The sequence below is a fragment of the uncultured Enorma sp. genome, from assembly GCA_905210055.1.
In the GTDB taxonomy this organism is placed as follows: domain Bacteria; phylum Actinomycetota; class Coriobacteriia; order Coriobacteriales; family Coriobacteriaceae; genus Enorma.
This window is the reverse complement of record CAJLVH010000011.1, coordinates 1-25,730: the sequence shown is the minus strand read 5'-3', so window position 1 is coordinate 25,730 and position 25,730 is coordinate 1. Positions and strand designations below refer to the sequence as shown.

At 63.9% G+C, this 25,730-nt stretch carries 27 protein-coding genes; 12 read left to right on the top strand and 15 right to left on the bottom strand.

The features are described 5' to 3' along the window. Positions 1–86: 86 nt before the first annotated feature. Complete coding sequence (locus QZ079_RS01780) at positions 87–1,907, bottom strand: adenine deaminase (protein ID WP_297034310.1); 1,821 nt, start codon at positions 1,905–1,907, stop codon at positions 87–89. A gap of 159 nt (positions 1,908–2,066) precedes the next feature. Continuing rightward, positions 2,067–2,873 (bottom strand): AIM24 family protein, encoded by an 807-nt coding sequence (locus QZ079_RS01775; protein ID WP_297034307.1) that lies wholly within the window; start codon positions 2,871–2,873, stop codon positions 2,067–2,069. Between the two features lie 240 nt (positions 2,874–3,113). Between QZ079_RS01775 and QZ079_RS01770 the strand changes: the two genes are divergently transcribed. The 6 genes from QZ079_RS01770 to QZ079_RS01745 all read left to right on the top strand — a co-directional run bounded on the left by QZ079_RS01770 (position 3,114) and on the right by QZ079_RS01745 (position 7,979). Then, positions 3,114–5,459 carry a heavy metal translocating P-type ATPase gene (locus tag QZ079_RS01770; RefSeq protein WP_297034302.1) on the top strand — a complete coding sequence of 782 codons (2,346 nt, stop codon included), beginning with the start codon at positions 3,114–3,116 and terminating at the stop codon, positions 5,457–5,459. Between the two features lie 48 nt (positions 5,460–5,507). Beyond that, complete coding sequence (locus QZ079_RS01765) at positions 5,508–5,723, top strand: heavy-metal-associated domain-containing protein (RefSeq protein ID WP_297034300.1); 216 nt, start codon at positions 5,508–5,510, stop codon at positions 5,721–5,723. Between the two features lies 1 nt (position 5,724). Next, positions 5,725–5,997: a metal-sensing transcriptional repressor gene (locus QZ079_RS01760; protein WP_297034297.1), complete on the top strand. Its 273-nt coding sequence runs from the start codon at positions 5,725–5,727 to the stop codon at positions 5,995–5,997. Positions 5,998–6,187: 190 nt separating this feature from the next. Further along, positions 6,188–6,637 (top strand): hypothetical protein, encoded by a 450-nt coding sequence (locus QZ079_RS01755; protein WP_297034294.1) that lies wholly within the window; start codon positions 6,188–6,190, stop codon positions 6,635–6,637. 9 nt (positions 6,638–6,646) lie between these two features. After that, positions 6,647–7,165 carry a GNAT family N-acetyltransferase gene (locus tag QZ079_RS01750; protein WP_297034291.1) on the top strand — a complete coding sequence of 173 codons (519 nt, stop codon included), beginning with the start codon at positions 6,647–6,649 and terminating at the stop codon, positions 7,163–7,165. Between the two features lie 184 nt (positions 7,166–7,349). Next, on the top strand, positions 7,350–7,979 hold the full coding sequence (locus QZ079_RS01745; protein WP_297034290.1) for a helix-turn-helix domain-containing protein: 630 nt from the start codon (positions 7,350–7,352) through the stop codon (positions 7,977–7,979). A gap of 51 nt (positions 7,980–8,030) precedes the next feature. On the opposite strand, the gene QZ079_RS01740 is transcribed toward QZ079_RS01745, so the two are convergent. Beyond that, on the bottom strand, positions 8,031–8,645 hold the full coding sequence (locus tag QZ079_RS01740; protein WP_297034286.1) for a helix-turn-helix domain-containing protein: 615 nt from the start codon (positions 8,643–8,645) through the stop codon (positions 8,031–8,033). A gap of 171 nt (positions 8,646–8,816) precedes the next feature. Continuing rightward, the gene (locus QZ079_RS01735; RefSeq protein WP_297034283.1) at positions 8,817–9,767 is read right to left on the bottom strand and encodes an AEC family transporter; all 951 of its coding nucleotides are present in this window, start codon (positions 9,765–9,767) and stop codon (positions 8,817–8,819) included. Between the two features lie 261 nt (positions 9,768–10,028). On the opposite strand from QZ079_RS01735, the gene QZ079_RS01730 reads away from it, so the two are divergent. Then, entirely contained in the window at positions 10,029–10,436 is a 408-nt protein-coding gene (locus QZ079_RS01730) for a helix-turn-helix domain-containing protein (RefSeq protein ID WP_297034278.1), read from the top strand. On the opposite strand, the gene QZ079_RS01725 is transcribed toward QZ079_RS01730, so the two are convergent. From QZ079_RS01725 to QZ079_RS01695, 7 genes are all read right to left on the bottom strand, one after another. Then, complete coding sequence (locus tag QZ079_RS01725) at positions 10,433–10,975, bottom strand: DUF188 domain-containing protein (protein WP_297034275.1); 543 nt, start codon at positions 10,973–10,975, stop codon at positions 10,433–10,435. The two genes, QZ079_RS01730 and QZ079_RS01725, sit on opposite strands and share 4 nt — an antisense overlap. Positions 10,976–10,994: 19 nt before the next feature. Then, positions 10,995–12,296, bottom strand: a complete 1,302-nt coding sequence (locus QZ079_RS01720; protein WP_297034273.1) for an MFS transporter — start codon at positions 12,294–12,296, stop codon at positions 10,995–10,997. A gap of 98 nt (positions 12,297–12,394) precedes the next feature. Next, on the bottom strand, positions 12,395–12,883 hold the full coding sequence (locus QZ079_RS01715) for a GyrI-like domain-containing protein (RefSeq protein WP_297034270.1): 489 nt from the start codon (positions 12,881–12,883) through the stop codon (positions 12,395–12,397). Positions 12,884–13,104: 221 nt separating this feature from the next. After that, on the bottom strand, positions 13,105–13,524 hold the full coding sequence (locus QZ079_RS01710; RefSeq protein ID WP_297034267.1) for a flavodoxin: 420 nt from the start codon (positions 13,522–13,524) through the stop codon (positions 13,105–13,107). A gap of 62 nt (positions 13,525–13,586) precedes the next feature. Beyond that, positions 13,587–14,342, bottom strand: coding sequence for a DUF3793 family protein (locus QZ079_RS01705; RefSeq protein WP_297034264.1), 756 nt, complete (start codon positions 14,340–14,342; stop codon positions 13,587–13,589). 166 nt (positions 14,343–14,508) lie between these two features. Beyond that, positions 14,509–16,206, bottom strand: a complete 1,698-nt coding sequence (locus QZ079_RS01700; RefSeq protein ID WP_297034260.1) for an ABC transporter ATP-binding protein — start codon at positions 16,204–16,206, stop codon at positions 14,509–14,511. Further along, complete coding sequence (locus tag QZ079_RS01695) at positions 16,207–18,141, bottom strand: ABC transporter ATP-binding protein (protein ID WP_297034257.1); 1,935 nt, start codon at positions 18,139–18,141, stop codon at positions 16,207–16,209. A gap of 128 nt (positions 18,142–18,269) precedes the next feature. On the opposite strand from QZ079_RS01695, the gene QZ079_RS01690 reads away from it, so the two are divergent. Further along, positions 18,270–19,286, top strand: a complete 1,017-nt coding sequence (locus tag QZ079_RS01690) for an AraC family transcriptional regulator (protein ID WP_297034253.1) — start codon at positions 18,270–18,272, stop codon at positions 19,284–19,286. Positions 19,287–19,337: 51 nt separating this feature from the next. Here QZ079_RS01690 and QZ079_RS01685 read toward each other — a convergent pair whose 3' ends face one another. The 3 genes from QZ079_RS01685 to QZ079_RS01675 all read right to left on the bottom strand — a co-directional run bounded on the left by QZ079_RS01685 (position 19,338) and on the right by QZ079_RS01675 (position 21,126). Beyond that, positions 19,338–19,991: a class I SAM-dependent methyltransferase gene (locus QZ079_RS01685; protein ID WP_297034249.1), complete on the bottom strand. Its 654-nt coding sequence runs from the start codon at positions 19,989–19,991 to the stop codon at positions 19,338–19,340. Between the two features lie 76 nt (positions 19,992–20,067). Continuing rightward, positions 20,068–20,658: a TetR/AcrR family transcriptional regulator gene (locus QZ079_RS01680; protein ID WP_297034247.1), complete on the bottom strand. Its 591-nt coding sequence runs from the start codon at positions 20,656–20,658 to the stop codon at positions 20,068–20,070. 162 nt (positions 20,659–20,820) lie between these two features. Then, positions 20,821–21,126 (bottom strand): hypothetical protein, encoded by a 306-nt coding sequence (locus QZ079_RS01675; protein WP_297034244.1) that lies wholly within the window; start codon positions 21,124–21,126, stop codon positions 20,821–20,823. Positions 21,127–21,146: 20 nt separating this feature from the next. Between QZ079_RS01675 and QZ079_RS01670 the strand changes: the two genes are divergently transcribed. From QZ079_RS01670 to QZ079_RS01655, 4 genes are all read left to right on the top strand, one after another. After that, positions 21,147–21,779: a DUF6796 family protein gene (locus tag QZ079_RS01670; RefSeq protein ID WP_022349837.1), complete on the top strand. Its 633-nt coding sequence runs from the start codon at positions 21,147–21,149 to the stop codon at positions 21,777–21,779. 212 nt (positions 21,780–21,991) lie between these two features. Then, the gene (locus QZ079_RS01665; RefSeq protein ID WP_204627559.1) at positions 21,992–22,291 is read left to right on the top strand and encodes a DUF6110 family protein; all 300 of its coding nucleotides are present in this window, start codon (positions 21,992–21,994) and stop codon (positions 22,289–22,291) included. Positions 22,292–22,299: 8 nt separating this feature from the next. Continuing rightward, positions 22,300–24,372 carry a heavy metal translocating P-type ATPase gene (locus tag QZ079_RS01660; RefSeq protein ID WP_297034230.1) on the top strand — a complete coding sequence of 691 codons (2,073 nt, stop codon included), beginning with the start codon at positions 22,300–22,302 and terminating at the stop codon, positions 24,370–24,372. A gap of 48 nt (positions 24,373–24,420) precedes the next feature. Next, a complete protein-coding gene (locus tag QZ079_RS01655; RefSeq protein WP_297034229.1) occupies positions 24,421–25,302 on the top strand; it encodes an acyl-CoA thioester hydrolase/BAAT C-terminal domain-containing protein in 882 nt (293 codons plus the stop codon). Positions 25,303–25,378: 76 nt separating this feature from the next. Here the strand turns inward: QZ079_RS01655 and QZ079_RS01650 are convergent. Further along, positions 25,379–25,730: HAD-IC family P-type ATPase (locus tag QZ079_RS01650; RefSeq protein WP_297034225.1), on the bottom strand; the 352-nt coding region annotated here is incomplete at its 5' end.

Below are 25,730 nucleotides of genomic sequence, written 5' to 3'. Positions count from 1 at the left end.
GCAAGATAGCGCCGAAATCATCTCGCCCAGCCAATAACCCCCGTCCCCAATGGCAGCCCCCAGCCAGCACCTTAACCCGTGTCGAATTACGAAACGTACGTGAACGTCGTCACATCGAAAACGCCTTCGGGGCGAATTCGCAGCTCGGGAATTACCGGCAGCGGGAGGAAAATCATGCCCATGAGCGGATCGAGCGGGGGCTCGATACCAGCCGCACGACCAGCCGCCATGAACGCATCGTGCTCGCGCGCCACATCCGCTGCGGACTTGTCGCTCATGAGGCCGCCGAGCGGCAAATCGAGGCGCGCCACCACGGCGCCGTCGCGCACAAGCACGAAGCCGCCCTGCCCGACGTTCGCCACGGCCTCGTACATATCGCGCGGGTTATCGCCCACCACGCATACGTTATGGGAATCGTGCCCAATCGTCGAAGCGATGGCTCCGCCGGTGATGGTGAACCCGCGCAACCAGCCGCGCCCGATATGCTTCCCCACAAGACCCGTTCCCGCAGGGCTGTCGCCGTCTGCGCCCGCCTCCTGCGCAGCGACGCCGCGGCCGTGGCGCTCGATGAGCATGATGCGGCGCAGGCCTTCGTCAGAATCTGGGTGTGCGGTACCCGTGATCGCAAAACCGGGAATGACGTCGATCGCGGTGCCACCCGGCATAAAGGGATAGTCGAACACCTCGGGTGAAAGCTCGGGCAGGCGTACCGAACCGCGCAGCAGCGCCTCGAGCTCGTTCACACGCTCCGACGCCGGCGCCACCTCGCCTATGAACGCGCCGTCCTTCGCGACCAGCGTACCCGCCACATACACCTCATGCGGGGGCTTCTCGAACGTAAGGTCATCGAGGATGAGCATGTCCGCACGCTTGCCCGGCGCAATGGCGCCGCGACGCTCGCATGCGGGCATGTGCCCATGGTCGAAGCCGAAGCACTCCGCCGTGGAAAGCGTGCCCATGGCGATGGCGGTAAGCGGGTCGATGCCCGCTGCGATCGCCACGCGGCAGGCGTTGTCGATCATGCCGATCGCGAGCGCGTCCGACGGCGCCCGGTCGTCTGTCGCGAAGCAGCAGCGACGTGCTCTGCGCGGATCGTCCGTTACGACAGAGGCAAGCGTGGCAAGATCATGGCTGCACGTACCTTCGCGCAGCATGATGAACATGCCGCGCGAGAGCTTGTCGAGCGCTTCGTCCGGGTTCGTGCACTCGTGATCCGCGATCACACCGGTCGCGGCGTAGGCATTGAGATCGTTATCGGTGACAAGCGGAGCATGTCCGTCCACGAGCCCCGAGACCGTCCCCAACGCCACCTCAATGCGGGCGAGGGCTTCGACATCCGCTGCCTCGACGCCCGGGTAGTTCATCATCTCACCGAGTCCGAAGATCTCGCCCGGATGCTCTGCCATGAACGCCCGCATGTCCGCAGCCGAGATGCTCGCGCCCGCCTGCTCGTCCGGGAGCGCCGGCACACATGAGGGCATCATGAACTTGATATCGAGCGGGGCGCGGCGGGCGTCTTCCATCATGAACGAGAGGCCGTCGAGACCGGCGACGTTTGCGATCTCGTGCGAATCCGCGATGGCGGTGGTGGTGCCACGGGCGAGCGCCATGCGCGCATACTCAGACGGCCGCACGTTCGAGGACTCGATATGCAGATGGCCATCGATGAAGCCGGGCGAGAGGTAGCGACCGCCGCAGTCGACAACCTGGGCGGCAGCTGGATCGGGTACGCCGGCATCGCGTGGATCGAAGAGCACGCCCACGATCACGCCGTCTTTTACCGCAACGCGGCCAGGCATGACGCGCAGGCCGTATACGTCGACGATCTGCGCGTTTTTGAACAGGACATCGACCTCCTCGCGTCCCTCCGCCGCATCGACCATACGCTTGAGTTCCTCAGCTGCCATGAGCACCCCTTTCGAATAAACAGATGCTGCCTGCATGATACCCAGATGGGTCGGCCGAGGACGTGTTCAGTCCAACCCATCTTGAGCCACACAAGCATACGGAAGAGGGACGGGCTGCATGAAACACGTCCTCGACCAACCCCTTTTGATGCGGCGCACTTAGCTCGTGGGATTCGCGGCGTTCGTGTTCCAACCCGTTGCCGCCTGCATCGGCGCCATCATGATGCGACCGGTGCCGCGGTAGACGTTCACCAGGCCCTCGCCACCCACGGCGGAGCCGATGAGCGACTTGCCGGAGCGCTCAACCGTAAACTGGAGGCCGCTCGTCCACGCGAGCGCGTAGTTGCCGTCAATCTTAACCTCGTCGTTCTGAAGGTCGATGTAGAGAACTTCCGTCTGGGGGCAGGGAGACTCGAGCACCGCGAAACCCTGTCCGTCGAGGCGCAGGTTGAAGAGGCCCTCGTTGCCAGCAAGCGCGGAAGACATGTTCGAGCGTCGCTGAAGGTCGTGATGGAGCGTGCTATCGCAGGCAAGGAAGAGGCCGTCGTTGAGAACCACCGAGCCGCCCCATTGGGCGAGGTCGATGATGAGCAGGTGGCGCCAGGTGGGCTCGCACACGAGCATGCCCACGCCCGTGTACTCGGGCTTGATGATGGAATCCTGGCTCACGGCGCCGCGCACCGCCTTGCCCAGAAGGTCGCCCACGCCCTTCACGCCGGTCGTCGCCTGGACCTGGCCGACCGTCCACTGCATGGCGCCCGCCTGGAGTGTGACGCCCGTGCGCCCGTCGAGCGTCGCGACGAGCTGACGGCGGCGCACATCCATCTGTGAGGCGAACCATGCCTGCTGCGCGCTCCATGGAGCCACCGAGAGGTCGCGATCCCACTGGATGACCTGGTACTGACCGGCTTGGTGCAGAACCTTGACGTCATCGTTGTTCAGGAAGTTGTAGATGGTGTAGGACATGGACTCCTCCTAACGCTCGAAACACCGTGCGAACACGGTTCATGACCTGATTATACGAAGGATTGCGAACCAAACGGTAAGGAACCGGCCAGCATCGGTAACAAATTTTTATCAACGTATGGCGCTCCTTGTATATACCCCCACCCCCTGGGGGTATAGAATGCTCGATAAGAAGCGAACCGATTCCGTCGCACGACTCATGCAAACCTGCCCCACATGAGTCATTGAAAGGAAGCCACTATGGCCCATGAAACATTCGACGTGGGAGGCATGACCTGCGCGGCGTGCCAAGCGCATGTGGAGAAGGCGGTCTGCAAGCTCGCAGGCGTGGAAAACGTTGCGGTGAACCTGCTCTCGGGCTCCATGACCGTCGACTTCGATGACGCAACCCTCTCTAACCAGGACATCTGCGATGCCGTCGACCGCGCGGGGTACTCCGCGGCGCCCGTTGCTGCAACCGGCGCGGGTGGTGCCCAGGGCGCGGCGGCCGATACGAGGGCAACGGGCTTCCGCTCGGCACGCCTTGAATCGCCCACCAAGAAGCTCGAAGCCACGGCGCGCGCCATGAAGACACGCCTTGTTGCCTCGTTCATCTTCTGGATTCCGCTCTTCTACATTGGCATGGGTCACATGCTGGGCTGGCCGCTGCCCAGCGTCTTCACCGATCCCAACTTCTCGATGACGCTTGCGCTCACCGAGCTCGTACTCACCCTACCCATCCTGTACGTGAACCGCGCCTACTTCATCAACGGCTTCAAATCCATGGCGCACGGCGCCCCCACCATGGACGCCCTCATCGCGATCGGCGCCACGGCGAGCGTCGCGTGGTCCGTGTACGCGATGTTCCTCATGTCCGCCGACCTCGCCGCAGGCGACACGGCGGCGGCGCACCATGTTGCCATGAACAACCTCTTCCTCGAGAGCGCGGGCACCATCCTCACGCTCGTCACCGTGGGCAAGTATCTGGAAACGCGCAGCAAGTCCAAAACGGGCGGCGCCATCGAGAAGCTCATCGACCTCGCGCCGAAGACCGCGACCCGCGTCCGCGCCGACGGCACGGAAGAGACTGTCGCCGTTGAGGCGATCCAGCTCGGCGATTCCGTGCTCGTGCGTCCGGGCGAATCCATCCCCGTGGACGGCGTGGTGCTCGACGGGTCTTCCGCCGTGGACGAAAGCGCGCTCACGGGCGAATCTATCCCCGTGGAAAAGACGGCAGGAGATACGGTGAACGCCGCAACCATCAACCGCACCGGCTCGTTCACGTTCCGCGCCACGCGCGTGGGCGCGGACACAGCGCTCGCCAAGATCATCAAGCTCGTGGAGGACGCGAATGCCACCAAGGCGCCCATCGCACGGCTTGCAGACAAGGTCGCCGGCGTGTTCGTGCCCGTGGTACTCGGCATCGCAGCCGTCACGTTCGTGGCATGGCTCATCGCGGGCGGATCGGTTAGCGAAGCGCTTACCTCGGCCGTCGCCGTCGTGGTGATTAGCTGCCCCTGCGCACTTGGCCTCGCTACGCCCGTCGCCATCATGGTGGGCACCGGCAAGGGCGCCGAGATGGGAATTCTCTTCAAGAGCGCTGAAGCTCTTGAAACGCTACGCGGCATCGATACGGTGGTACTCGACAAGACCGGCACCGTCACGAAGGGCACACCCGCTGTGACCGACGTCATTCCCGCCATGCGCCCCGATGGCACGCCGGCCATGAGCGAGAAGGCGCTCATGAAGCTCGCCGCCGCGCTCGAGAAGCGCAGCGAGCACCCGCTCGCCGAAGCTATCATGACGCGGGCAAGCGAGCTTGGCATCGCCGCGCGCACGGTGGAGGATTTCCGGGCCATTCCCGGGCGCGGCGTCACGGCGCGCGAGGGAGAGAGCGTCATCGCAGCCGGCAGCGCGCAGCTCATGACGGAGCTCAATATCGAGGTGCCCACAGGCGAGCTCGAGCGCTTCGCACACGAAGGCAAGACGCCGCTTCTCTTCGCCCGAAACGGACAGCTTGCCGGCATTATCGCAGTCGCAGACGAGGTGAAACCCACCAGCGCCGACGCGATTCGCGCGCTGCACGAGCTTGGCGTGGACGCCATCATGCTCACCGGGGACAACCGCCTTACCGCTGAAGCGATCGCAGACAGAGTCGGGCTGGACCCTCACGACGTCATCGCCGATGTCCTGCCGGCGGACAAAGAGCGCCACGTACGCGAGTTGCAGGACGCGGGTAAACGCGTCGCGATGGTGGGCGACGGAATCAACGACTCCCCCGCCCTCGCGCGCGCCGATGTTGGCCTCGCCATCGGAGCGGGCGCGGATATCGCCAAGGAAGGTGCGGATGTGGTGCTCATGAAAAGCGATCTTCTGGACGTCGCGCGCGCCATCGAGCTTTCCCGCGCCGTCATCCGCAACATCAAGGAAGACCTCTTCTGGGCGCTCTTCTATAACGCCTGCGGCATCCCGCTCGCTGCCGGCGTGTTCTATCCCCTTTTAGGTTGGCAGCTCTCCCCGATGTTCGGCGCTGCCGCCATGAGTCTCTCGAGCCTCTGCGTCGTTACGAACGCTCTGCGCCTCCGTGGGTTCCGTCCCAAAAGGTAACATTACCCCAGGTTTTTTTAACATTCGCACCAAAGAAAGGAACGTACCATGAACTACATCATCAAGACCGAAGGCCTCCACTGCGGACACTGCGATGCCGCCGTCGAGACGGAGCTCATGAAGGTCGCCGGCGTGACGGACGCCGATGCGAACCACGAGACCAATACCGTCCAGGTCGAGTGCTCTGGCGAGGTAGCCGCGGAGGCGCTCACCGCTGCCGTCGAAGCAGCCGGCTTCAAGGCGGTCTCTGTCGAGGCAGCCTAGTATGCAGGCGAATCGCGACCAGGTGCTTCGCCTGCTCAAAACCGCGCGCGGGCAGATCGATGGCATCATGCGCATGGTGGAGGAAGACCGGTACTGCATCGACATCTCCACACAGCTCATGGCGACCGAATCGCTTCTTGCCCGCGTGAACGCCGATGTACTCAAAGCACACGTCGAACATTGCGTGCGCACGGCGGCGGATAGCGGCAGCACGGCGGAAAAGGACGAGAAGCTCAAAGAGATCGCGCAGGTTATCGACAAGCTCGCCCGCTAACCCGCCATTAGGGACCCCCCCGCCATTGGGGACGGGGGTTATTGGCTGGATGGAGGTTTTGTCGCGCCGCGTTCGGATAACCGCGCCGCATCTGGGTACAACTAAGGCAGTCAAAACCAACGCCCGCGCATCTCATACGAGGCGCGCGGGCGCTTCACGTATTCGGAAGGACACCCGCATGCAGGACTTCATGAAAGGACGTTACGGCGTCGACGATCTCTCAACGGCGCTCGGTGCCGTCGGCCTGGTGCTCGCGCTCCTGGGCACGCTTTCCAGTGCACGGTTCGTCTCGATCGTGGCGCTCATCGTGATCGTCGTCGCCCTGCTGCGCGCGTTCTCCAAGAACTTCCCGGCGCGCCGCCGCGAAAACGAGCAGTTCTGCACGCTCATGGCACGCGTTCCCGTGATCGGTGAGCGCTTCAAGGGCGGACATGGCGGCTACCGTCCCAACCCCAGCTCGTCGAGGAGCACGAATTTCGAACGCACCAAGCGAACCGCCCAGAAGATGTGGGCCAACCGCAAGACCACGATGTACTTCAAGTGCAAGAACTGCGGCCAGATGCTCTCCGTGCCGCGCGGCAAAGGGCGCATCCGCGTGAAGTGCCCCAAGTGCGGAAACGTCATGGAGAAGAAGTCATAGGGCAGACCTGTGTTAGACGAGTCTGAAACCCCGGGCGTTCACATCCGACCCATCGCGCCCCGAGACGATGCCGCCATGGCTCGCATCGCACGCGCCGCGCTCCGTGCCCACGGGCTCGATATCCCTGGCACAGCCTATTTCGATCCAGAGCTCGATCACCTCAGCACGTACTATGCTGCCGATGAACGGAGCCGAGCGTACTTCGTCGCCGCCGACCATCGGGGCACCGTGCTGGGCGGCGCCGGGCTTTCGGCTTTTCCTCCCTTCGACCGCTGCGCGGAAGTCCAAAAGCTCTATGTCGATGATGCGGCGCGGCACCAAGGCATAGGGACCGCGCTCATGGATGCTGTCGAAGCGACCGCCCGCGAACGCGGTTTTCGTCGTCTTTACCTCGAAACGCATTCAAACCTTGAAGCGGCGCTGCGCCTTTACCGTCGCCTTGGCTTCGAACTCATCGAGCGACCTTCCTTCGTCCAGCACAGCACGATGAACCGATTCTTCATAAAAGATATCGCCGAAAACGAGTAGCCGGCAGCATCTGCGGCTCTCGCGCTACGCAACATACCAGCTCAAGGCCATGTCAAGAACTCCCGACACGCGTTCATGCGCCCCATCCGCGCCTTGTCGGCTCCATTTGATGGTACGATGCGGCAGCATGTGGCATGGTCGAAATCGCAAGGGTCGCACCGAAGCAACGCAAGGGAGGTACGGCATGGAAGTCGGGAAACGCATACGCGAACAGCGAGCGAACGCAGGAATGTCGCAGGACGACCTCGCGGCGCGCGTGTACGTGAGCCGCCAGACGATCAGCTCGTGGGAGAACGACAAGACCTATCCCGATGTCCAGAGCCTCATCCTCCTCTCCGAGATCTTCGGCGTGACCGTGGACGCCCTCATCAAAGGAGATGTTGAGACCATGACCGAAACGATCGACGCCGATGTCCGCACAATGAAGCGCCTGAGCTACGTGATGGTAGGATTCCTGCTGCTCGTGCTCCTCGCCATGGCCTGGATATGCCTGCAGACGTTCGCCTGGGGCTGGCCGCTCGAGCAGACCGTGCCCACCTTCGTGCTCGCCCTCGTGCTCTGGGACGTCGCCATGTTCGCCGCCTGCTGGGTCGAGCGCATCAAGCGCGACCACGACCTCGTCACCTACCACGAGATCCTCTCGTTCTGGAACGGCGAGGACGTCGAGCGCGACACCGAGAAGCGCCGGCGCGAAAGCCTCATCCCCCGCTGGCTGAAGATCGTACGCGCCGTCGGAAAAATGCTGATCGCGATGGCCATCGGCGCGTTCGTGGGCTACGGCGGAGCCGCGCTCGCGAATGTGCTGCTCGGGTAGCTGCACCACGCGCGCCGGGTGAACGTCGGCCGCCCCCCGGCGCGCGCTTTCCTATACGCGGCCAGCTACCTGCGAACGCCGCGGCGTGCGCACCTTGAAGAGCCCATGCCGGTTGCAATAGGCATAGAGCGTGCCCGACGCCCCCATGCGGAGCCGCGCCGCGGCTTCCTGCTCGGGGTAGAGCTTCTTGAACGTGATGCCGTCCATCGTGACGTACGCGATGAAGCTGATGTAATGCTCCTTGGTCATGGGATGGTCGAGCGTGACGTACCATTCGTCCTCGACGCGCTCCACCTGCAGCCCATGCGCCTCGTCAGGCTCCTCCGCCTCGCATGGCACGAGATGCACCCCGCAGCACGAGAACGACCCTTCGCCGAGGGCGTAAACGACGTTACCGCATACGGGGCATACATAGAACCGCGCCCGCATGAGGTTGCCCGCGCGGTTAGCGTTTTGGCGAATGTCCCCCGTAAGAAGCTCCGCCACCGACACCCCGAGCGCCGCCGCCAACGGCTCCAGCGGGTTTATATCGGGCAGGCCGCGCCCGGACTCCCATTTCGACACCGCCTTGTCAGTCACGCCCACAGCATCCGCGAGGGCACGCTGCGTGAGGCCGCGCCCCTCGCGCAGGCCCTTGATGGTTTCGGCGGTTAGGTATCCCGGCATAACGATTCCCTTCGTCCATGATCTACTTGAACAGCAAAGGCACGTGCTGCGCCCCAGTATGCATGGACGCGAGCACGCACGCCACCTACGAAACGTAGACCCGTCCATCCGCCAAGTGACTGGTAGATTACGGCAATGCAGCTAAGAAGGTAACCCGTCGTTCTCTTTCTTTTACGCACCCACGAGCACCGTCACGAGCGGGATGCTCAGAATCGATCCCACGATCGAGATGAAGGTGATCTGCAGCATGGGCTTCACATCCACGTGATGCTGCAGGCAGAAAAGCGTGCCCACCGTCGCTACAGGCATGGAAGAATCCACGATCACCACGCCGGTCGCGAGGGGATCAAGCGGAAGCAGGCGTATCACCACAAGACTCGCAAGCGGCACCAGTACCAAACGAACAGCCGCAACGATATATGCGCGGTAATTCGTAAGCATCGAGCGCACCTGGTATGTCGCCATCGACGATCCGGTCACGAGCAGCGCAAGCGGCGTCGTCATCTGCCCCACAATGCTCGCCGCATCGCCTACGATTCCCAGGTCCTTAATGCCCAAAAGCGCAAGGACGAGCACAGCGACGCTCATGACGAGCGTCGGGGTCTTGAGCGAAGCGAACACTCGGCGAAGCTTCTTGCCGATCCCGCCATCTGCCGCATCGCCCTCCGCGCTGGAAAACAGCAGCGCGCCCACACCGAAAAGCGCCACGTTAGCCGGTATGAGCGATATGGCAGCATAGAGCAGTGCGCTTGTACCAAATATCGCGGAAATCACCGGCAGGCCGATGAAGCCGCAGTTGCCAAACGCGACGGCAAACCGATACGCCGCACGCGTTTCCACGGGAACGCGCAACAGAGCCGTAATGGCGAAGGCCATAGGAACCGCCACCACGTACACGAGGAACGTTGCAGCAACGATGAGCAACATCGTCTCGATCGAAGGGAGCGCTTCGGCATCATGCAGCGCCGCCAGAATGGTGCAGGGCAACGCTATGTTCATGACCAGCTGGGATAGCCCGGAGTCGAGCTCGGGATTAAGAAACCCAAGTTTGTTGATCGCCCAACCCAGCACGATGGGTAGAGAAACCACCAGCATCTGCATCGCCACGAACCCAAAGTCCACGCAGCACCCCTCCTGTTCGACCGCCCATAAACTCTACCGCCCAAACAACCGAAAAGGCAAGGTGAGATAGGGCTTGCGGCGGAGGAGCGCAAGGCGCGCAACCACGCGCGCTCGCGCCCAACTTTGGCATCTTCCCAGCTCACACATACTCAACCTTGACTCGACTACTGGTCGGGTAAACTAAACTAGCGGTCGGTTGAGCGCGCGCCCCTGGCATGAAACGATGGGTACGTCATCGCCCCCCACGTGAAAGGACTTCTCATGACAAAGCAATCATTTGGCTCCACCATCGCTGCACTGCGCAAAGAAAAGGGTATGACTCAGCTCGACCTCGCGCGCGAGATGGGTGTTACGGACAAAGCGGTAAGCAAGTGGGAGCGTGACCTTTCATTCCCCGACGTTGCATCGCTTCCGAAACTCGCCGAGGTGCTCGGTGTTTCCGTCGATGAGCTTCTTGAAGTAAAGACGGCCGCGCAGGAACAACCCAAGCACTTCAAGGTTCCCGCGCTCGCAGAGCTTGTGCTCAAAGCGGTCGCACTTGCCATGGGCGTGGGCGTGACGGCGCTCACCATCATGGATGAGGTCGACCCTCGCAATGCCTTCTGCCTGCTTGGTATCGGCCTCGCGTGCCTCGCGTTGGTGCAGCTCTCGCACAGCGACGAAGATTAGGCGCCCCGAACGTCGCCTGGCTCCTCCCCGCCCTGCCGCAAGAGTTCATCGAGGTTACGGGTAAACCGCGCTCGATCCTCGTCCGTGAACGCCGCGGGTCCGCGCGTGCGGCCGCCAGCGCGGCGCACCTTTTTCTCCTCATGGCGGATGAAGAGGTCCATGTCGATCGTAGCCTTGGTGTAGACGCGCCCGCGCACGCCGATGGCTGCCGCACCGCGCCCGAGCACCATGCTCGCAAGGCCGATATCCTGCGTAACCACCACGTCGTTCGGCTGCAGGCGCTCCACGATGGCGAAGTCCGCGCTGTCCGCGCCGACGGACACGTCGAGCACGTCCACCCAAAAGCCTCCATGCGTGGCGTCGCGGCCGCGAGCATTACCCGCGTCGCGCGGGTCGTCGCGCCGGACGTGCCGCTCGAGGTTCTGTGTGGTGTTACCCACGATGACGACACTTACCCGGGCGCGCCGTGCGCAGCTGAGCGCCTCGCGCGTGACCGGGCACGCGTCGGCATCGATGTAGAGGGTGCAATTGTGAAGCATAGGTACCCCAGCTCTCACCTTAGCTCAAATCACCGTGAGGCGCTTCGACATGCCGGATGCTCGGAATCGCCCATGTAATCGCGGCAAGCACAACCATCGCCGCACCCGCTCCAACAAACCATGCAGAAGCTCCCACAACATCTGCGAAGAGCGATGAGCCAGCGAGCCCCAACGGCAACGCCCACGACATGATGGCTCCATACAAACCGAATACTCTGCCCAGAAACTCGGGTGGGACCTTCTCCTGCATGAGCGCCGTCTGCGGACCGGAGTAAAACGGCGAGCTGAACCCCATGAGAAAACTCGCTGCAAGAAAAAGCGAGAACCCACCGGTGCCGAGAAGACCAGCCCCAAACGTCGCCACACCATAGAGCGCCGTAGCCGCGACCACCGTGAACGCACGGTTCTTGAATCCGCCCCACGAGGCGAGCACCGCCGATCCCGCGATCATCCCCATCGAGAACACGATCTCGGCCATCGCGGCATCGCCCGTGGTGCCGCCGAAGTGATCGAGCGTCATGATGGGAAAGAGCGCCGAGATGGGCGAGAACACAAGCGTAAAGGCAAAGCCGCACCACAGAAGGGCAAACAATCCCCCGTAGCCACGCAGGACGCGGTAGCCCTCCGCCGTCTCGGAAACAAGGGCACGCAGCTGAGCGAGCATGCCGCCAGCATTTACAGGCGCTTCGGCAGCATCCCTTGCGCCCGCCCCGCCCACATCGAGCCGCGCCGCGATGATAGCGACGGTTGCGAACAGAGCGCCCGCCACATCAAGCGCGATCATGGCTGTGAGCCCCCAGAGCGGATAGATAACCGCCGCGATCGCCGTCCCCAAGATGTAACCGCCGGATTGAACCGCCTGAGTTACGCCCGCGAGTCGCGTAAGGTGTTCAGGAGGAGCAACGAGCGGCGTGAGCGCTTGGAACGCCGGCGTGTGAAACGCGTTGCCGATAGCCCGGAAGAAAAGCGCCACCATAACCACCCACACGGGCAACGCGCCTGTAAGCGATACCGCGGCCACAATGGCGCTCACCGCCGCAATGAACAGATCCGCTCCTACAAGCGTGCGCTTGAGCGGCAGACGGTCGACGATGGCCCCCGCAAACATGCCGAACAGTGCAAGTGGTAAAAAGCCCGCAAGCGAAGCAAGTGAGAGCATGCTCGCAGAGTTCGTCGTAAACGTGATGTGCCAGATAAAACCCATCTGCAAGATAGAGCTCGTGAGCACAGACACGAGCTCACCGCCCCATACGAACCCGAGCTTAAGCATCCACGACGAAGAGCTGCCTTCAAAGCGATTGGCAGGCGCGTAATCAGGCATCGACCCTCCTTTCTCTCCGCAATCAAACCGCGTTCGAAATTATAGCGGGCACCTTGCTCGCACCCATTGCATGCGAGGCCTTTATGCGGCCTCGCTCCCTACTTTTTTCTCACGGGCACCCAGATCTCGCTGTACGCCGTGCCATCGTCGCGAATGTCGCTAAACGAGAACATACGGAACCCGTCGAGTTCCCAAGGCGCCTCGGAAAGCCACTCTGCGTAGATCCTCGCGGTCGTTTGCTGCATAGTCTGGGGATGCGGTCCATCGCTTGGAAAGACCGCCCAGGTAAGTGCTGGAATCTCTACGAGCTCAAGCCCTTCCCCCACCTCGGTCGCCGTGGTCGGCACGCCAATAAGGTGCGTAAGCGCGCCCGCCTCCTCCTGAAAATCGGTGTCCGAGTTCCACGAAGCGTTCACCACGCGCTTCGGCTCCATATCTTGCAAGCGATGCAGCTCGATGCGCTGTGCGGGGGTGATGCTTTGGGCAAGCTCTGCAATAGCTGGGTTCTCGCCCTCAAACTGCATCGGCACCCGCGCTATAACACCGGCAAGACGGAACGCGGGTTTCTCAACGATACGGTGCTCCATAAGATGCCCTCCCTTGGCATCGGGCATTATATCGGTCGTTTGAGCGGATAAAACTGCAGTGAATCGACTCCTCCCAACAGAGACGAATTCTACCGCTTTACCTTGGTTTCACGGGATGCCGTAGTTCGCATACAAGAGGCGAAGATCCACCCTTTCGGGATGCAAAAAGGCGCGCCGGACACCTCGTCCGGCGCGCCGCGTCATCCGATCTGCCTAGAGCTCTACGCCAGCGAAGCGCCGAGCGCCTTGCAGGCCTCTGCCGCCTCGCCCTCGGGGTAGTCCTTGGCGATAACCGTATCGGAAATCGTGATGCCTGCCGCCTCGGCACGCTCACGCCAAAGATCCATCCACTCACCGTCCGCCCAATCATAGCTGCCGAACAAAGCGACCTTTCGACCAGGAAGTTCCGGTTCGACCCCATCCCACATAGGCTCGAACTCGTCGCTCTCCAACTCTTCTGATCCCATTGCGGGACAGCCGAAGGCGAACGCATCATAATCGTCAAGCGCCGATGCCGAGAACTCCGTGCAGGTGATCACCTCTGCCTCCGCCCCCGCGTCGCGCGCGCCTTCGGCAACGAGCTCCGCCATGGCCTCGGTGTTGCCCGTGCCGCTCCAGTACACAACCGCGATCTTGCCCATACTCCTACCTTTCTATTAGAGGCTGCATGTAACAGCCTGGTACCACGATGAAATCTGCCGCACTACGCAACGCGGGAACGCGCCGGGTCGCGGGCTAGATCAACCAGCGACATGCCCGCCGCGAAGAGGGCCTGCGCGCGCCGGGTGCAGCGCTTGTATCGCGCGAACCGATACTGCGCACCGCGCACGTCGCCATATACCTTCCAACACCCGCAGCACAGGAACTCGCGCCCCTCGTGCTCGATGAAACCACGTACATCGGCCGCGGGATACCCGAGGAAGTAGCCGACCTCATGGGGCACGGCCTGCTCGGTGAACCGTTCGGCAAGACGCTCGACGCAAGCGCTGAGGAAATCCTCGTCGCGGGCGGATGCGAAGGGGGCGCGCCGAGCAGGCACGGCCAGGCGCAACCCCCTTCCATGTCGCGCGTGCGCGCAGGCAGGATACCCCAGGCACAAGAGGTCGCCCGCAACGTCGTCATCGCCCAGATGGCATTCGAGGAGAGCTGGGCGATACGCGTACACGAGCGCGCCGAACGGCCGCCACGCGATGACGCGGCAGCGCACCCCTTCGCGGGCGAGCTTCTCGTCGAGCTCCGCCACGATGTGCGAAAGGGCGCGCCGCCGCGCCGCAAACAAGTCCGCCTCACCCTCCGCGTCCGCCGCCGCCGGACATCGCTCCTCGGAGCAATCAGGGCAGTCCGCAACGAAGCACCCGCGGAACGTGAAGAGGTTGGCTGGCTTCGCGCCAAGAAGCACAGGAGCCCAGGAGCGGATCGCTATGGCCTCGAACGCTTGGGGTGTAATCGGTCGCTCCACAATGCCTCCTGTACTTCTCATTTGTTAGCCTTGTTTAACTTATCAGATATGAGCTACCTTTGCTAGAAAAAAGTTAGATTTGGTTATCTTTTTTAGAAGCCGTCCGCGAACATGGAGCCCGCGGACGGCCGATCGAACAGAAAATACGCGTGCTGGCAACGAGAGCCTACAGCGTCCAGTCCGCGCTCTGGGTTTGCAGGCGGACCATGCGGGCGAAGAGGCCGCCCGCGGCGAGCAGCTCTTCCGGAGAGCCCTGCTCCGCCACGCGGCCGTCCTCGAGCACCACGATCTTGTCCGCGCTCATGACGGTGCGCATGCGGTGGGCGATCACAATGACGGTCTTGCGGGCGAGCAGACGGCTGAGCGCCTCCTGCACCTGCGTCTCGTTCTCCACGTCGAGTGACGCCGTTGCCTCGTCCAGGAGCACGACCGGCGCGTCCTTGAGCAGGGCGCGGGCGATGGAGATGCGCTGGCGCTCACCGCCGGAAAGGCGCGTGCCGTTCTCACCGATCATCGTGTCGTAGCCCTGCGGCAGGCGGCTCACGAACTCGTCGTCGGTGGCGCCGCGCCGACCCAGTCGGATGTTGCCCATCACTGTGTCGTCAAAGAGCAGCACGTCCTGGAAGACCACGGAGAAGTCGCCGAGAAGGACCTCGGAGTCAACGGCCGCCACGTCCACGCCGCCCACGGTTACGCGCCCCGCGTCGGCATCCCACAGGCGCGCTGCCAGACGGGCGCAGGTGGACTTGCCGGAGCCGGAGGGGCCCACGAGCGCCGTGACTTCGCCCTCGCGCGCCGTGAACGTCACACCGTCGAGGACCTTCTCGCCACGATCGTAGGAGAAGGACACGTCCTCGAAGGCGACGTCGTGCCCGGCAGGCTCATACGTCTGGCCGCCCTGCGCGAGCGGCTCCTCGTAGAAGCCCTTCATGCGCGCCGCGGCGGTCTTGGCCGAGAAGAGCTCGGCGATGAGCATGAGGCACTGGTCGAAGGGCGCGTAGATGCGGCTCACCACCACAAGGAACGCGAAGAGCGTCATGAACGTGCACGACCCTTCCAAGATGAGCGCCGCGCCCACGAGCACCGTGGTGGCAAGACCCAGGCGCAGCACGATCTGGGCGCCGTTGACGGCGATGCCGCAGGCGATCTCCGAGCGGGCTGCCTGGCGCTCCGCGGCGTCCACATCGGCATGGATGTGCTCGAGGTAGCGCTCCTCCTGGTTGGTCGCGCGCACCTCGCGCACGCACTCGAGCGCCTCCTGGATGTCCTCCGAGGTTGCAAGGCCGCGCATGCGCGTAGCCTCCATCATGGGCTGGAGCGCGCGCCGCGCGCCGAAGAGGATGGCGAGCCCCACCGGGCAGCTCCAGAGCGACGCGAGCGCGAGCCGCCAGTCAAAGGAGAACAGGCAGACGGCCGCCACGGTGAGCGTAATGTAGGCGCCATAGAGCTCGGGCAGCACGTGGCTGTAGGCGTGCTCGGTGGTCTTGACGTCGGTCATGAGGGTCTCGGTGAGGTCGGCTAGGTCGCGACGGCCGAAGAAGCCCAAGGGCAGCTTGCGCAGGCGTTCGGCGAGGTTGATGCGCTGCCGGCCGCTCTCCTTGTAGATGACGCCGTACTGGTAGTAGTAGGCCCAGTACTCCGCTACGAAGAGCGCGACGGCAAAGGCGACAAGGCCAGCTGCGTACGGGAGGAGGTTCGGCAGCGGCGCGCCCTCGGTGAGGTGTGCCACGAGCTCACTCATGAGCAGGTAGAGGGCACCCACGCCGCCAAAGACCACGAGGTTCGAGGCTGCCGTCCACACGGCGCCGAGCTTGACGTTGCGCATGCCCTCGTCGGTGAGGGCGTACTTCTCCTGGATGCTCATCTACTCCACCTCCTGGGAATGGGTTGGTTGGGGACGTGTTCCGTCCAACCCATTGGGACATGATCCATCCGAATCAAAATGGGTTGGACGGAACACGTCCCCAACCAACCCATTCCCACTCGTGATGCGCCAGCTCACGGACTTCTCGTAGTCGGCCCACATGCGGGCGTAGAGACCGCCCGCTGCCAGCAGCTCGTCGTGCGTGCCCTGCTCGGCCACGCGCCCGGCGTCGAGCACCACGATCTTGTCGGCGTTCCGCACCGTGGAGAGGCGGTGCGCGATCATGAGGACGGTGCGCGCCGAGCCGTCGCGCCCTCGGGCGAGGCGCTTGAAGGCTGCCTGGATCTTGACCTCGTTTTCAGGGTCGGCGAAGGCTGTCGCCTCGTCGAGCACCACCACCGGAGCGTCCTTCAGGATCGCGCGGGCGATCATGAGGCGCTGCACCTCGCCGCCGGAGAGGTGGGTCCCGCCCGTCCCCACGAGCGTGTCGGCACCTTGGGGCAGCTTCTCCAGGATGTCGGCACACTGGGCGGCCTCAAGCGCGGCGAGCGCCTCCTCGCGGGTGGCCTCGGGGCGCGCGGCGCGCACGTTCTCCAGGATCGTCTGGCGGAAAGGCCGGTTGGCCTGGAAGACAAAGGCAACGCGGTCCATGAGGTCGTGCGGGTCCATCTCGCGCACGTCCACGCCGCCGAGCGTCACGCGTCCGGCGTCCACGTCCCAGAAGCGGGGCACGAGGCTCGCCGCCGTGGTCTTGCCGCCGCCGGAGGGGCCCACAAGCGCCACCGTCGCGCCGGCCGGCACCTCAAAGCTCACGTGGTCGAGCGCCGGAGCGTCCGCGCCCTCGTAGGTAAAGGTCACGTCCTCGAAGCGGATGGCGTTGCCCGCGGGCGTGCGAGGTGCGGCGGGGGCGGATATCACGGGCGCAGCCAGCACCTCCTCGACGCGCGTGACCGCGTCCGCGGCGGACTGGAATGCCTCGGACATGAACATCACGCGGGTCATGGCGGTGGGAATCACCGCCGAGAAGATCGCGTAGAACGCGAAGTTGGCCACGAAGCGCGCGAAGTCTCCCTCGCCGGGGGCTACGAGGATCGCTGCCGGCACGAGAAAGATCGCGACGCCGTTGATGATGGTGAGCGAGAGCGACTGCGGCGTCTGGCACCACTTGACAGCGTAGTCCTGCGCGAGCCGCGTAAACTCCTCGATGGCGTCGTGGAACGCGCGGAAGCTGTAGACCGTCTGCTGGAAGACCTTGACCACGGGGATGCCGCGCACGTACTCGGTGCCGGTCTTGTTCATCTTGACGAGCGACTCCATGTAGCGCGTCATGAAGTCCATGCCGCGCCCGCCCATCATGTAGAACATACAGCCGAGCGAGACGACCACCGCGACAAGGCACGCGAGGCCGAGCCTCCAGTCAAAAACGAAGAACAGCACCAGCATGCCCACGATCATGGCTACGGAACCCGCGGTGTCCGGCAGTTTGTGGGCAAGAAGCCCTTCGGTTTCCGCAGCGCAGCCGTCCACCACACGGCGCAGGGCGCCCGAGGCGTGCGTGTCGAAGTAGCCCAGGCTCGCGTGCATGAGATGGTCCGTAGTGCGTTTGCGCATGTTGGACGCGCAGCGGAAGGCAGCGAGGTGCGTGCACATGAGGCCAGCGAAGTAGAGAAGGATGCTCGCTGCCGAGAGAGCGAACGCCCACCAGCCGTACGCGGCGATCCCCGTGGCCGCGCCCCAGTCGGGTGCCACGGCGATGAGGTCGCGCGCCACGAGCCAGATGCAGACGTACGGGCCAAAACTCACGAGCATCGAGACGGCCGAGAGCGCGCAGCCCAGGTACGTGAGCGCACGGCGCGGGCCGGCGAAGGCGAGCAGACGGCTCACGGCGCCCTTGCCGCGCGCGCTGCCCGCCTTAGTTGCTTGCGATTCAGACATGTCATCCTCCCTTATCGTTTGGAGTCTTGCGTGGATATCTTCCGCACCGTATCATGAGATGACGATATTGTTAGTTTGGGTTAACTCATTTGATACAAATCGGCAAGTACTAAGGACGCTTCTTCAAAATGGCAAACATGGGAGACATCCCGCGTGAGCTCGTCGCGCTCTTCGAACCACAGGTAGAGCAGCTTGGTATCCGGCTTGAGCAGCGCGGAGCGGTGTGGGCAGGCGGAGCATCGAACAGCAGGGCAAAAGGCTCGATGTGGCTTTGCGCGCTGTCCCCGAACTGTCTCGTGCTCTGCCATGACGTCGAGCCGCTCGAGGACATGCCGCTGTTCGAGGGCTCGCTGGGGCCGTACGCGTGCGCCTGCACCATGGGAGACGATGCCGTGGCTTGCTCTCAAGGCTGCGGCCTCCCCCTCAGGTTCATCGAGTCCGCCCACGACGGACGGCGCACGAGGGACGAGGTTGCCACGTTTGTCGAACAAGGGCCGCGCACCCTATCGAGCAGCCTGCTGGCGCATCATGTCTACCGTTCCCGCTCCTTCATCATGCTGCCGGATTTCTTCGATGAGCTTGACCGACGCTATCCGGGGGAATTCCGAGGGCTTTTCCCGGCATTCGGCGAACCCTGGAATCGCCAGAGCCAGCGAGCGATTGCGCGCGCACTGAGCGCCATCCCCACGAGCTCCCCGCTTCGCCCGTGCGAGGAGCTCGGCCTGCTCTCGAATGTCACCTCACTCATGGCTTCGCTCGCAATGGATGCGGCGCGTGGGCCGTGCGAAGACTCCTCGTCTCAGAGCCTTGCCGACCAAGCAAAGGAACGCATACGCGCCGCTATCGAGTTGAATGGAGCCCCTCCGACCGTGGGCGCCCTGGCTCGAGAGCTTTACGTGAGCCGATCGCATCTCTGCGCTGCGTTCAAACGCGAGACGGGACTGGCCGTAGGCACCTACGCCCGCCATGCGCGGATGGGGCGTGCGTATCGGCTCCTTGAGGATGACGCGCTATCTGTTGCAGATATCGCCGAGGCGCTCGGCTACCCAAGCGTCTCGGCCTTTTGCCATGCCTTCTCACATGCCGCCGGCATCTCCCCCAGGGCGTGGCGCGAGGCGTGGACCAAGGAAAGGCCGGGCTGTTGACTTTGCCGCTCGTCACGTAAAATTACCCCAGGGGTTTTTCGACATAAAACATCAGACGCCCTTGCGCGCAACGGCAATGCAGGCGGTCTGGCCCACGCGGCGCCAGGACACGTCGCTGAACCAGGTGCCGAGGATGCGGCGCAGCTCGGCCTCGGAGTAGATGCGGACGTCGCCCTCGCGCGAGTACGGCATCCATGCGTTCATGATCGCGCGGGCGGGCGCCGGCTGCCACGCGTCGCCGATGATAAAGGTGCCGCCGGGCGCGAGCACGCGCCATGCTTGGAAGGCCGCACGCTCCGGATCCGGGTAGTGGTGGAAGGAGTCACTGCACCAAGCGGCGTCGAACGAGCCGTCGCGAAAGGGCAGGCGCTCGGCGTCGCAGAGCAGGACGTCGGCACGGTCGCCCAGGCGCATGCGCGCTGCCTCGACCATGCGCGGAGACAGGTCCACGCAGGTGAGGCGCGCGCCCGGCAGCCGGGAGAGCACGAGCTCGCCGAGCGCACCCGTGCCGCAACCGAGGTCAAGGAGGCGCGGTGCGGGGTCACCCGCCACGGCACGCGTCACCTCCGCAAGCACGTGCGGGTACAGGTTCCGCGCGTGCTCGCCCTGCATGCCCTCGTCATAGGTCGCCGCCTGCGCGTCGAATGCCGTGCGCGAACGAGCCCGCAGCAGCTCGGCATCCTGCTTGTCCATCCTGTCGTTCATCTTGTTTCCTTTCTGTTGAGCAATGTTCAATACAATCGGCCGAAAAGAGCCCCGGCCGCAGCCGGGGCGGGATCCCCTAGTCCGCAGTACTCCCCTTACGGAACTCGGCAAGCAACGCGCGGAGATAGCGTCGGACGGCCGCGACGGCAGCCTCGTCTGGCATGTCCGGGCCCGAGGCGAGACCCACGCAGGCGTAGACCATGATCGCCGCGAGCTCGTCGGCATCGGGGGGCGCCCCCCCCCCCCCCGCCGCATCCTCCTCGAGCGCGGCTCGCAGGTGCGGCCGCACCGCTTCGCACATGGCGAGCGAGAGCCGGTCGTGCAGGGCGCCGTGCCCTTCGGTATGGAAAAATGCAGCGTAAGGGTAGTCATCGCTCGCGCCGAGCTCAAGAGCCTGCTCGAGCTTCTCGTCCAACGAGAGATTATTGTCGTCCAGCAACTCGCAGATGCTTTCGGCGCAGCGGCGTGCATAATCCTCGATGGCCTCGGCGAACATCTTCTCCTTGGAGTCGAAGTAGTGGTAGGCGAGCCCCGGAGCCACACCAGCTGCACGTGCTACAGCGCGCACGGACACGTTGTCGTAACCCTCTTCTGCGAAAAGCTTCATGGCGCACGCGAGAAGCTCGCGCCTGCGCTCCTCGGGATTCATCACGGTTTTGGTCACCACCGCCACCTCCTCAACCGGAAGTGTACACCGTGATTGAACATTGGTCAATATCAGTCACCACCAACACTAACGATGACTTACCGTCGCATGCGCGCGAAGAGTCAATGGGATCGGGGCTATTGACCTCTCGGCATCTTTGTTATACAAAAGAGTTAACCATGGTTATCTTTTGAGAATCACGTGGCAATCGTTCGCCAAATCGAAATCTTCCCCGCCAAAATCGACGACATCGTGAACCGAAGCAAGGTAAAGCAACATGAACATGAAGAGACATATGAGAATGTCCGGCACCATGGCAGGCGTTGTCGGCATCGGGGCAATCGCCTGCGGTGCTTTTGCTAACGCATGCCTCACAGTGAGCGCCGAAACCATTCTCATCTTCGGCGGATTCGCCTTCATTGCGCTCGGTTTCAAATTGATTCGTCTTGGATCAAATTGGCGCGGCGACACGTGCTGCCCCACCAACATACGACCTCGATAGGAGAATCATGCCGTTCACCCTTGCGCTCACCACCCTCGGCCTCTTCGGCTCAATTCTCATGTTCGCCGGCGACATGCTGCTCTACTTCACGCCTGGTGTCTACGACATGGACGGTACGCTCAAGCCGTACCTGCACATCATGCGCGATATTCCCGCTGCGCGCGTGCGCGTGGGAGGGGCGCTGGGGCCCGTCGCAGCCTTCCTCTACGTGCTCGGTTTTCTGGCGCTTCCCCTTATGGCGCGCGGCGACCTCGCCTGGCTTGTCTGGCTTGCAGCGGCACTCCTTGCCTTCGCACTCATCTGCGGCGGCGCCTACCACGCGCAGTACGCCTATCTCTCCATCATCGCTAAAGCGGGGCATGAGGACCTCTACGAGGAGGTTTCCGCCAACATCATGCTTCTCATGCGCCTGGCAACGACCCCCATGTACGCCGGGTTCATCCTGTTCGCCATCGCCATCGTGCTCGGGCAGACCGTCTTCCCCGTCTGGTTTGTCGTCTTCACGCCCATCGTGACGAGCTTTTTAGGTCTCGTGTGGATGCGCATGCCGCAGCCAGCGCGGTGCATTCTCTTCGGCGGGTGGAGCAACCTCGTGTTCACGATCATGTTCACTGCTATGCTCATCTGCCTGCTCGCCTAATCACCACCGGACCTATACTATATGTAGACCGTCACGATCGTCTGTGGATCGCTTATCGGGGATGGATGCGGCCAGCCGCCGCATTCTTTCGAATTCTTGGCGGCAAGTTCTTTCCAATTCGCAAATCACAACACTCCTCTCCTCAAAGTGAGCTACAGTTAACTTGTAATTGTTTACCAAGGCGTACTGTTGTGCGCAGAGAGGAGTTTCGCATGAGTACTCTGGGCTTTCTCAAGGGGACGCACGGCCTGCTTTTGGGCGCGGGCGTACTGATCGGGTCTGTTGGCGCCAAGGTGCTTACGAGCGACGGGGCGAAACGCGTCTACGTCGAAGCCGTCGCGGCTGGGCTGCGCGCGAAGCAGGCCTGTGAAGACACCGTCGAACGCGCACGCGCCGAGATGGACGACATCGTCGCCGAAGCCGCGTATCTCAATGAAACCGTCTACAGCGTCGAGGACGAGGAAGACAGCGCGTCGGATACCGCCGCAGAGACCGTCCCCGCTAAGGCGTAGGCGCGCCCGTGCGATACGTCATCGAACACGAGGTGCCGGGGCGGCTGCGCCTTACGTTTGCCGATCACCTTGAGGCGTCCGACGCCCTCGCCCTCGAGGCCTCGCTCTCTTCGTGGACAGGCGTCGAGCGCGTGCGCTCCTACCCGCGCATTCGCTCGGTCGCCATCTGGTACCGCGACGCCCTTGCAAGAACCGCCCTGCTCGATCGGCTGAACGAGCTCAGCCGCGTCCAGCTCGATGTGGCGCGCGCCCAGGCGCCCACGGCGCTCGCGCCCGCGGTCCCGTCCGCCGCGCGCAGCATCATCCGCCTAGTGGGCAACCATCTCATCCGCCGCTGGCTCCTCCCGCCCGCACTGAGGGCGGTATGGGCCGGCCTTCACTACCTCGGGTTTCTGCGCGCCGGCCTCACCTCGCTCATGCGGCACCGCCTCGATGTGCCGGTACTCGACGCCACGGCCATCGGCCTATCGTTTGTCAAGCGCGACCCCAAAACCGCGGCGAGCACCATGTTCCTCCTCGACTTGGGAGAGGTCCTCGAGGACGCCACCCGTGAACGCTCAGAGCACGAACTCATTCGCTCCCTCATGACCATTCCCCAAAACGCCCGGCGCCTCGAGGACGGCGAGGAGGTCACCGTGCCCGCCCAGAGTCTCCGCGTGGGCGACCTCGTCGTGGCGCGCACCGGCATGCCCGTGTGCGTCGACGGCGTGGTGGTACGCGGTGCGGCCATGGTCAACCAGGCGGCACTCACCGGCGAGCCGCTTGCCGTCGAGCGCATGGCCGGCGACGACGTCTTCGCCGGCACCGCGGTTGAAGAGGGCGAGATCGTCATCCGCGTGGGCGCCGAGCCCGCATCGACCAAGCTCCGCTCCATCGTGAATCTCGTTGAAGCCTCCGAGCAGCTCAAAAGCGAGATCCAGACGCGCCGCGAGCACCTCGCGGACCGCTTCGTGCCGTGGAACTTCCTGCTTGCAGGGCTTGTGGCGGCGACCACGAAAAGCCTTGCCAAGACATCGGCCGCCCTCATGGTCGACTACTCCTGCGCCCTCAGGCTCACGTCGTCCATCAGCGTGCTCGCCGCCATGAGCCAGAGCGCGCACGAGGGCATGGCCGTCAAGGGTGCCAAGCATTTCGAGGCCATCGCCGCCGCCGACACCATCGTGTTCGATAAGACGGGAACGCTCACCGAGGCGACGCCCCGGGTCGCGCGCGTGCTCGCCCTCGTGCCCGATTGGACCGAGGACGAGGTGCTGCGCACCTCGGCCTGCCTGGAGGAGCATTTCCCGCATCCCGTGGCGCGCGCCGTGGTGGCCGCCGCCGCGCGCGGCCTCGAGCATCGCGAACGCCATGCCGAGGTCGCCTATATCGTGGCGCACGGCATCGCATCGGCGCTCGATGGCAAGCGCATCGTCATCGGTAGTCGCCACTTCGTGATGGAGGACGAGCACGTCGAAGTCGCCCCCGAGGCAGAGGCGCGCATCAACGGCGACCTCGAAGGCCTCTCACCGCTCTACCTCGCCCAAGACGGAAAGCTGGTGGGCGTGCTCGGCATCGAAGATCCCTTAAAGGCAGGAGTGCCCGAGGCAATTGCGGCACTTCGCTCGCAGGGCATCGGCCACATCATCATGCTCACCGGCGATAACGAGCGCACCGCCGCACGCATCGCCGCCGAGGCGGGCATCACCGAGTACCGGGCTGACCTGCTCCCCGAGGACAAGCATGCCTACGTGGAGGCGCTCGTGGCTCGCGGGCAACGCGTCGTCATGGTGGGTGACGGCGTTAACGACGCGCCGGCGCTCTCCGCCGCCGATGTGGGCATCGCCATGGGCACGGGCACCGCCATCGCGCAGGAGGTCGCCGACGTCACGCTCGCCGCGGACGGGCTCGACGCCATCGTGCGCCTGCACGCGCTCAGCCGCTCCCTCATGGGGCGCCTCGACCGCTCGTTCACCGCGGTTATGGGCATCAACTCGGCGCTTCTCGCCGCGGGAATCGTCGGCATCATCCGACCCCAGACCTCGGCGCTCCTGCACAACGGCACCACCATCGCGCTGGCCGCAGAAAGCGCCCGACGTCTCTAGGAAGCATCAAGCGGTCCGCCGTGGGGCCTGTCGTTGGGAAGTGGAGACATGGAACGGTTCACCGTCGAACAAGACGGCTTCTTCGGATTCCTCCACTTGCCGGAGCGGCACGTCGAAGCGTACTCCGGCAAGGCTCTCATCGTGCTCGGCGGCAGCGAGGGCAACGAGAACATCCCGCGCAACCTCGGTGCGCGTTTCGCGCGGGAGGGCATCGCGGCGCTCGGCCTGTGCTACTGGAACGTGCCGGGACTCCCCGATGAGCTCATCGAGGTGCCGATCGAGCCAATCGAACGTGCCGTCGCCTATCTCCGGCAGCGTGGCTTTGACCGCGTGGGGATCTACGGCATCTCCAAGGGCGGCGAGCTGGCGCTTCTCGCCGCCTCGCTCATGCCTCAGATCACCTGCGTCGTCGCCATCTCCCCGCTCGCCTGCGCCATGCCGGGCATCACCGGCAACAAAAGCCTTGCCGGCAAGGGTCTGAGCGACCGCTCGAGCTGGACCTGGCGCGGCGAGCCCGTGCCCTGCGCGCGGGGCGGCGGGAGGCTCCCCTACCTCGGCATCATCCGCCGTATCGTCACCGAGCGCCAGCTCGACATGCGCTTCGTCTACGAGCGGATCGTCGAGCGCGCGCCCAAGGAGGCCTGGATTGCCGTGGAGCGCATCAACGGACCCGTCCTTCTCGCCAGCCCCTCGCATGACGCCATGTGGCCGAGCGACGAGGCCTGTCGGATCGTCGAGCAGTGCCTCGCCAAGCACGCCCATCCCTTCGAGATCACGCGACGCTCCTACGAGTACGCGAGCCACATCCTCGTGCCCATGGAGACACCCTCGCTCAAGCTCTTCCGCGTCGAGCGCGCCCACCCCGAAGCATGCCGGCAAAGCCGCGAGGACGCCTTCACCCAGACGCTCGCGTTTCTCGCCCGGTGGTAACGGATGCTTCTACAGCGACGCCTCGTAAGCGTCAATCATCAAGCTCGCCGCTAGGCCGAATACCGCCCTAGCAGCCTTACCGAACGCGCGGCTTCCATCCCAGTAGAAGCGCGGAGTTGACGATAACGAGCACCGAGCCCGCGTTGTGCACGAGGGCGCCCACCACAGGGTTCAGGACGCCCGAGATGGCGAGCGCGATCGCGATGAAGTTGAGCGTCATCGAGAACGTGAGGTTGATCTTGATGGTCGTCATCATGCGGCGGGAGAGGCGCAGGAGGTGCGGCAGCTCGGCGATGTCATCGTTCACGAGCGCGATGTCCGCCGCGTCGACGGCGATATCGCTGCCGACGCCTCCCATGGCGATACCCACAAGCGCGCGCTTGAGCGCAGGCGCGTCGTTGACGCCGTCGCCGACCATACAAACGCCC